The sequence below is a fragment of the Mesorhizobium sp. M7A.F.Ca.CA.001.10.2.1 genome, assembly GCF_003998575.1.
GTDB lineage: Bacteria > Pseudomonadota > Alphaproteobacteria > Rhizobiales > Rhizobiaceae > Mesorhizobium.
Genome location: NZ_RZQY01000298.1, coordinates 1 through 6,987, shown reverse-complemented (window position 1 = coordinate 6,987; position 6,987 = coordinate 1). Strand labels below are relative to the sequence as shown.

The 6,987-nt window shown below is 63.6% G+C and carries 9 protein-coding genes; 8 read left to right on the top strand and 1 reads right to left on the bottom strand.

What is annotated here, in order from left to right; genetic code table 11:
• The 5 genes from EN964_RS19335 to EN964_RS19310 all read left to right on the top strand — a co-directional run.
• Positions 1-561: SDR family NAD(P)-dependent oxidoreductase (locus EN964_RS19335; protein ID WP_164775881.1), on the top strand; the 561-nt coding region annotated here is incomplete at its 5' end.
• Positions 555-1,025 (top strand): MarR family winged helix-turn-helix transcriptional regulator, encoded by a 471-nt coding sequence (locus tag EN964_RS19330; protein WP_127271381.1) that lies wholly within the window; start codon positions 555-557, stop codon positions 1,023-1,025. The genes EN964_RS19335 and EN964_RS19330, both read left to right, overlap by 7 nt.
• Positions 1,022-1,834, top strand: a complete 813-nt coding sequence (locus EN964_RS19325; RefSeq protein WP_127268310.1) for an enoyl-CoA hydratase family protein — start codon at positions 1,022-1,024, stop codon at positions 1,832-1,834. The genes EN964_RS19330 and EN964_RS19325 overlap by 4 nt, the downstream gene beginning before the upstream one ends.
• A 229-nt stretch (positions 1,835-2,063) precedes the next feature.
• Positions 2,064-3,212: an acyl-CoA dehydrogenase family protein gene (locus tag EN964_RS19315; protein ID WP_127268315.1), complete on the top strand. Its 1,149-nt coding sequence runs from the start codon at positions 2,064-2,066 to the stop codon at positions 3,210-3,212.
• A 64-nt stretch (positions 3,213-3,276) separates the two neighbouring features.
• A complete protein-coding gene (locus EN964_RS19310; protein ID WP_127268311.1) occupies positions 3,277-3,672 on the top strand; it encodes a RidA family protein in 396 nt (131 codons plus the stop codon).
• A 188-nt stretch (positions 3,673-3,860) separates the two neighbouring features.
• Here the strand turns inward: EN964_RS19310 and EN964_RS19305 are convergent, their stop codons facing one another.
• Entirely contained in the window at positions 3,861-4,952 is a 1,092-nt protein-coding gene (locus EN964_RS19305; RefSeq protein WP_127268312.1) for an LLM class flavin-dependent oxidoreductase, read from the bottom strand.
• Positions 4,953-5,260: 308 nt separating this feature from the next.
• Here EN964_RS19305 and EN964_RS39125 point away from each other — a divergent pair, with 308 nt between their 5' ends.
• The 3 genes from EN964_RS39125 to EN964_RS19295 all read left to right on the top strand — a co-directional run.
• Positions 5,261-5,389, top strand: a complete 129-nt coding sequence (locus EN964_RS39125) for a hypothetical protein (protein ID WP_256755016.1) — start codon at positions 5,261-5,263, stop codon at positions 5,387-5,389.
• A gap of 71 nt (positions 5,390-5,460) precedes the next feature.
• Positions 5,461-6,258: an ABC transporter substrate-binding protein gene (locus tag EN964_RS19300; protein ID WP_127268313.1), complete on the top strand. Its 798-nt coding sequence runs from the start codon at positions 5,461-5,463 to the stop codon at positions 6,256-6,258.
• A gap of 154 nt (positions 6,259-6,412) precedes the next feature.
• The coding region (locus tag EN964_RS19295; protein WP_164775880.1) for an amino acid ABC transporter permease at positions 6,413-6,987 on the top strand (575 nt) is incomplete at its 3' end.

The following is a 6,987-nucleotide window of genomic DNA, read 5'->3' as shown; positions in this document are numbered from 1 at the left end:
CTCTACCAGAGGGCGCAAGCCGCGCGCGGACCCTTCGACATCGTTGTCGCCAATGCCGGCATGGCCGGCAGCGCCCCGGCGCACAAAACCGCGCTCAGCGACTGGCAGCGAACGCTCGACGTCAATCTGACCGGCGCCTTCCTGACGGTGAAGCCGGCGCTGGCCGGCATGGCCGTGCGGAAAACAGGACGAATTGTTTTCATCGCCTCGACCGCCGGCCTGAAAGGCTACGCCTACGTCGCGTCTTACGTCGCCGCCAAGCATGGCGTCGTTGGCCTGATGCGGGCGCTTGCCGCCGAAACGGCGAAATCGGGCGTCACCGTCAACGCGGTGTGCCCAGGCTTTGTGGAAACCGAAATGCTGGAAGAGTCCATCCAGCGCATCATCGAGAAGACCGGCCGCTCGGTCGAGCAAGCGCGGTCAAGCCTCGCCTCGAACAACCCGCAAGGCCGCTTCATCCAGCCGGATGAGGTCGCCGCCGCCGTGCTGTGGCTGTGCGGCGACGCCGCCCAATCGATAACCGGACAGGCGATTTCCATCTCAGGAGGCGAAACATGGTAGCCGGCCCCCTGCCCGCGCCGTCGGGACCCGGCAAGGACCGCTTGCGGCTGTGGATCAGGCTGCTGCGAGCCTCGCGCACGATCGAGGCCGAGCTGCGCGAGCGGCTGAAGAAGGAGTTCAACACGACGCTGCCGCGCTTCGACGTGATGGCAGCACTCTATAGGATGCCGGAAGGCATGCTGATGAGCGACCTGTCGCGCTTCCTGCTGGTCTCCAACGGCAATGTCACGGGCATCGTCGACCGGCTGGTTTCGGAAGGACTTGTCGCCCGCGCGAGGCGCAATGGCGACCGCCGCACGTCGATGGTGCGGCTGACCGAGGAAGGCACGCAAGCCTTCGCCACAATCGCCGCGGCGCATGAAGGCTGGATCGGTGAATTGCTGGGCAAGGTCAGCGAGGACGACGCGCGCCGGCTGACCGGCATGCTGACCTCGTTTCGCAGCAACTGGGAGGGACGCGAATGACCGCAATGGCCGGGCGCAAGCCGAAGCATTTCCTGTGGGAGGTCGAGGGCAGGATCGCCAAGGTCCGGCTCGACCGGCCGGAGCGCAAGAACCCGCTGACCTTCGACAGCTATGCCGAGCTGCGCGACACGTTCCGCGACCTCGTCTATGCCGACGATGTCGACGCCGTGGTGTTCCTCTCCAATGGCGGCAATTTCTGCTCCGGCGGCGATGTCCACGACATTATCGGCCCGCTGGTCAAGATGGACATGAAGGAGCTCTTGGCCTTCACCCGCATGACCGGCGATTTCGTCAAGGCGATGCTGAATTGCGGCAAGCCGATCATTGCTGCGGTCGACGGTGTCGCGGTCGGCGCCGGCGCCATCATTGCGATGAGCTCCGATATCCGCATCGCCACGCCGGAAGCCAAGACCGCATTCCTGTTCACCCGCGTCGGCCTCGCCGGCTGCGACATGGGCGCCTGCGCGATCCTGCCGCGCATCGTCGGCCAGGGCCGCGCCGCAGAACTGCTCTACACAGGCCGCACCATGACGGCGGCGGAAGGCGAACGCTGGGGTTTCTACAACCGGCTGGTCGATGCCGCCTCGCTGGAGGCCGACGCGCTCGATATGGCGGCGCGCATCGTTTCCGGCCCGACCTTTGCGCACGGCATCACCAAGACGCAGCTCAATCAGGAATGGTCGATGGGTCTCGACCAGGCGATCGAGGCGGAAGCGCAGGCGCAAGCGATCTGCATGCAGACCCGCGACTTCGAGCGCGCCTACAAGGCGTTCGTGGCCAAGGAAAAGCCGGTGTTCGAGGGGGATTGAGGGATGATGCATTCCGTGGAGACGTCGGCGGGACAGCGCCCCCCTCTGTCCTGCCGGACATCTCCCCCTCTAGGGGGGAGATTGGATGTTGCGTCGGTTTTCGCCAACCACCAGCGTGGCAGGATGAGCCGTGGCGGCGAAGCTGCCAATCTCCCCCCTAGAGGGGGAGATGTCCGGCAGGACAGAGGGGGGCACCGTAGAGCGCAACGCCTCAATTGCGGAGGCACCCATGCCTGACCGCTCCTTCCTCAACTGGCCCTTCTTCGAAGACAGCCATCGCGAGTGGGCCGAGCGCCTCGACGCATGGTGCTCAAAAAACCTGCCGGTCGATCACCATGATGTCGATGCCGCTTGCCGCGAACTGGTGGCGCAGTTGGGCCGGGACGGCTGGCTGAAACCGACGGCTCTCGACACCGACAATCCGGGGCCCCTCGACGTGCGCACTTTGTGTATCACGCGCGAGACGCTTGCCCGCCATGACGGGTTGGCCGATTTCGCCTTCGCCATGCAAGGGCTGGGTACCGGCGCGCTCAGCCTGTTCGGCACGCCGGAGCAACAGGAATGGCTTGCGAAGACACGTGCCGGCAAGGCGATATCAGCCTTCGCCCTGTCGGAACCGCGCTCCGGGTCGGATGTCGCCAACACGGAAATGACGGCGACCCGCGACGGCGACAGTTACGTTCTGTCGGGTGAAAAGACCTGGATCTCCAATGGCGGCATCGCCGACCTCTATGTCGTCTTTGCCCGCACCGGCGAGGCGCCGGGCGCCAAGGGGCTTTCCGCCTTCCTCGTGCCTGGCGACGCCAGGGGCCTTGGCATCGCGGAACGGCTGGAAGTGATCGCGCCGCATCCGCTGGCACGGCTGTCTTTCGATCAGGTCCGCCTGCCGGCCGCTGCGCTGATCGGCAGACCCGGCGACGGCTTCCGCATCGCCATGTCGGTGCTCGACGTGTTCCGCTCGACCGTTGGTGCGGCGGCACTCGGCTTTGCCCGGCGCGCGCTGGATGAAAGCATCAAACGCGTGGCCGAGCGCAAACTGTTCGGCGCGCCGATGGCCGAACTTCAGATGGTGCAGGGCCACATCGCCGATATGGCGCTGGACGTCGATGCGGCGGCGCTTCTGGTCTACCGCGCCGCCTGGACCAAGGACATGGGCGCCGCGCGGGTCACACGCGAGGCGGCGATGGCCAAGCTGTTTGCCACCGACAAGGCGCAAGAGGTGATCGACAAGGCTGTGCAGCTGCATGGCGGCGACGGTGTCCGCAGGGGCCACATCATTGAAAGCCTGTATCGCGAGATCCGCGCTCTGCGCATCTATGAGGGTGCCTCCGACGTTCAGAAAGTGGTGATTGCGCGGCAAGTGATGGGCGCTGCCTGACGGCAGAGATTTTGACGAGCTTTCGATTTTGAAAATTGGGTTTTGGAATACCGGGAGGTTTTGAATGCACAGGATTCTGCAGCCCGAAGGCTGGGCAAAACCTGTCGGCTACGCCAATGGCGTCGCGGCACGCGGACAGTTCGTCTTCGTCGGCGGACAGGTCGGCTGGAACGGGCAATGCCAGTTCGAGACCGACGATTTTGTCGGCCAGGTGCGGCAAACGCTTCAGAACATCGTCGCGGTGCTGGCGGAAGCCGGTGCCGGGCCGCAGCACATCACCTCGATGACCTGGTATTTCACCGACAAGGCCGAATACCTCGCCAACCTCAGGGGCATCGGCGAGGCCTATCGCGAGGTGATCGGCCGGCATTTTCCGGCGATGGCCGCCATGCAGGTGATGGCGCTGGTCGAGGATCGCGCCAAGGTGGAGATCCAGGCGATCGCCGTCATCCCGGAATAGGGAGTTCGTTCGTCCGGAGTAAACGCCCCTCGCTTCGTCATCCACGGGCGGAGCAAGGAGCGAAGCGACGCGGCGCAGACCCGAGGATGACGAAGTTGGGGAGGCTTCGGCAAATTCCGAATGCTCTACCTAAACTGATGATGAAATCCCTGACCGCCAACAGGCAGCCGCTTCCCGGAGCAAAGCTACTATTCGCGCAGTCCCGCCTTCCGCAAAATCGGCAGCACGTGATCGCAGAAATAGGGCAACTCCCTGGTGTAGTTGACGAAGGACAGCGCGATGCCCTGATAGCCATGCCCGGCAATGGCGGCCATGTCGGCAGCGATCGTTTCCGGCGTTCCGATCAGCGGGTAGGTGCCGGCGCCGCCGGCGAAGCGTTGCCGGTAGCGGTCATAGGCGTGCGGGTCGTGCGACTGCGAGAATTCCTTCTTGCCGGCCATGTGAGCATCGACCGCATCGTGGTCGGCCATATCGACCGCATAGCTGTTATAATAGGCCTGCGCCTCTTCCATCGTCGGGCGGCAGACGACATGCGCAACCGTGTAGACGCCTACGTCGCGGCCTGCCTTGTCGGCCCGTTCGCGGATATCGGCGACATGCTTGCCGGCATCGCCCATTTCGGAAAAGGTCGTGAACAGATAGTCGCACCGGGCAGCGGCGAAATCGCGGCCCGGCCCACCGAAGGCGGCGTTCATGGTCACCGGGCGCGGAACCTGCAGACTGGCCGGCCGGCTGACGGCTTCCTTGAGGCGGTAATAGGTGCCCTCATAGTCGAGCGGCTCGGCCGAGGCATAAAGCTTTTCCAGGATTTCGATCCATTCGGCCGCCTGATCGTAGCCCTTCTCGACCAAAGGCGTGCCAAACATGCCGAATTCCTTCGGGTTCCAGCCGCAGACGATGTTCAAGCCCGCGCGGCCCTGGCTGATATGGTCGACCGTCGCCAGCGCCTTGGCGGCATAGAGCGGATGCACCAGCGGCACATGCACGGTCATGAACAGCCCGATCTGTTCGGTGGCCATGGCAAGAGCCGCCGCCCAGGTGAAGGTCTCGAACGACCATTCCCGCACCTTGTTGCGGCCGCCAAAACCGCGCCAGCGCGCGATCGGCAGCATGAACTCCAGCCCGGCGCGGTCGGCGATCTGAGCCGCCGTCACATTATCCTGCCAGCTCGCCGTCCAGCGTTCCGGAACGTCTGTGATAGCAAGGCCGCCATCGGCATTGGTCGAAAAGACGCCAAGCTTCAGTCTGTTCGGGCCGTGCAAAGGGTGTGGTTTGTTCATGTCGCGACCTCCCGGCGAGAGAGCACACGCTAGGCCCGCGCGGAGATATTTCAAGCCTGAAATAGCTTCGGGTCGCCATCGCTCGCGGGTATCGGTTCCAGCGGGCCGCATGGTGTCCGCCACGCAACCGACACCGCAGCTTTTTAAGCTTAAAACTTTCGCCTTGAAAAGCGCCGCACTTTGGATAAGCATTCCACAGTCGATGGCGATTGCCTTTGCCGGACGGGCTTGCCGGCCAGTCCATCGTGCAGACCAGTCCATCGTGCCGGCCAGTCCATCGTGGGTGCTCCGGGTGGGAGTCTCAGTTCTTGTCGTTCATACTGTCCCAGTCATCATCCAATGCGCGCCATGCCTTCGATGAAGTGCGCGCGCAGATCCGCGATCTGCAACAAAAAATGTCGCCAACCATGACCGCATTGGTCGCTGCCATGAATTGACGCCCTGCGGTGCGGGGCGGCAAAAAACCGTGCGGGAGCAACCCGCCCGATCAACAACAGAGGGAACACAAATGAGCTTCACACGTCGCAAATTGCTTCTTCTCGCCGCCGCCATCGGCATCGCCGCCGGCCCCGCCACCGCTTATGCCGCCGATGTGCTCAATGTCGGCGCCTACCCGACCAATCCACCCTTCGAGTACAAGAACGAGAGCGGCACTTTCGAAGGCTTTGAAGTCGACATCGTCAACGAAGCCGCCAAGCGCATCGGCATGACCACCGACATCGCCGACCTCGGCTTCCAGGCGCTGTTTGCCGCCACCACCTCGAAGCGCATCGATGTCGCCATCTCGTCGATCACCATCACGGCGGAGCGGCTGAAGTCACAGTCGTTCACCCAGCCCTATTACGATTCCGACATGGGCATCGCCACCAAGACCGACAGCGCGATCAAGGCCGAGGCCGACCTCAAGGGCAAGATCATCGGCGTGCTGTCCGGCTCGACCGGCGAAACCTGGGTCAAGGCGCATCAGGAAGCCGATGGCTTCAGCGACGTGAAGGGCTACGACACGCAGCAGAATCTGCTGCTCGACCTCAGCGCCGGCCGCGTCGATGCGGCCGTCAGCGACATTCCGGGCATGGAGTATTCCTTCACCAAGATGAAGGACCTGGTCGTCAAGGAGCGCATCAAGACCGGTGAGCAATACGGCCTGATGATGACCAAGGACCACCCGCTGCTGGGCAAGCTGAACGATGCGCTGAGCGCGATGAAGAAGGACGGCACCCTGGCCGCGATCCACAAGAAGTGGTTCGGCAGCGACGCGCCGGCCGACTCTTCGACCATGAAGGAAATGCCGCTGCCGAAGGCCTGAGCTGAAAGCTGCGCTGACATCGTGCCGGCTTTCCAGGCCGGCACGATTCATTTCACGTTTTGGCGCCGGCTTCTGCCGCAGATCACCTCGCCGTCGACGAGGCCAATTGATTTTAACGTGAGCACTCTTCGCTCTGGGGTTCGGGAACGCTCCGATGTCGCTGATCGACACCTTCTTCAACCCCGATGTCATCATGTCCAGCCTGCCGGCGCTGCTGCGCGGCTTCCTGAACACGCTGCTGCTCGGCATTTTGAGCATCGGCATCGGGATCCCCATCGGCCTGGGGATCAGCCTGGTGCGGCTCTATGCGCCGAAGCCGCTGCGCTGGCTCGCGGTCGGCTACACCGACATCTTCCGCGCCCTGCCGGTGCTGGTCGTGCTGATCCTGATCTACTACGCGCTGCCCTTCCTCGGCATACGCCTGTCGTCCTGGGCCTCGGCGGTGACGGCCTTCGCCTTCATCATGTCGGCTTACTCGGCAGAAGTGTTCCGCTCCGGCATCGAAAGCATTCCGCGTGGCCAATTCGAGGCGTCGCAGGCGCTTGGCCTGCCGTTCCTCCTGACTTTGCGCAAAGTGGTGCTGCCCCAAGCGATCCGCGTCGTCATCCCGCCGATGACCAGCAACTGCGTTTCGATGTTCAAGGACACCTCGCTCGCCTCGACCGTGGCGCTGCCGGAACTCTTGAAGGAAGCGACCAACGCGCAGTCGCTTTACGCCAACCCCTCGCC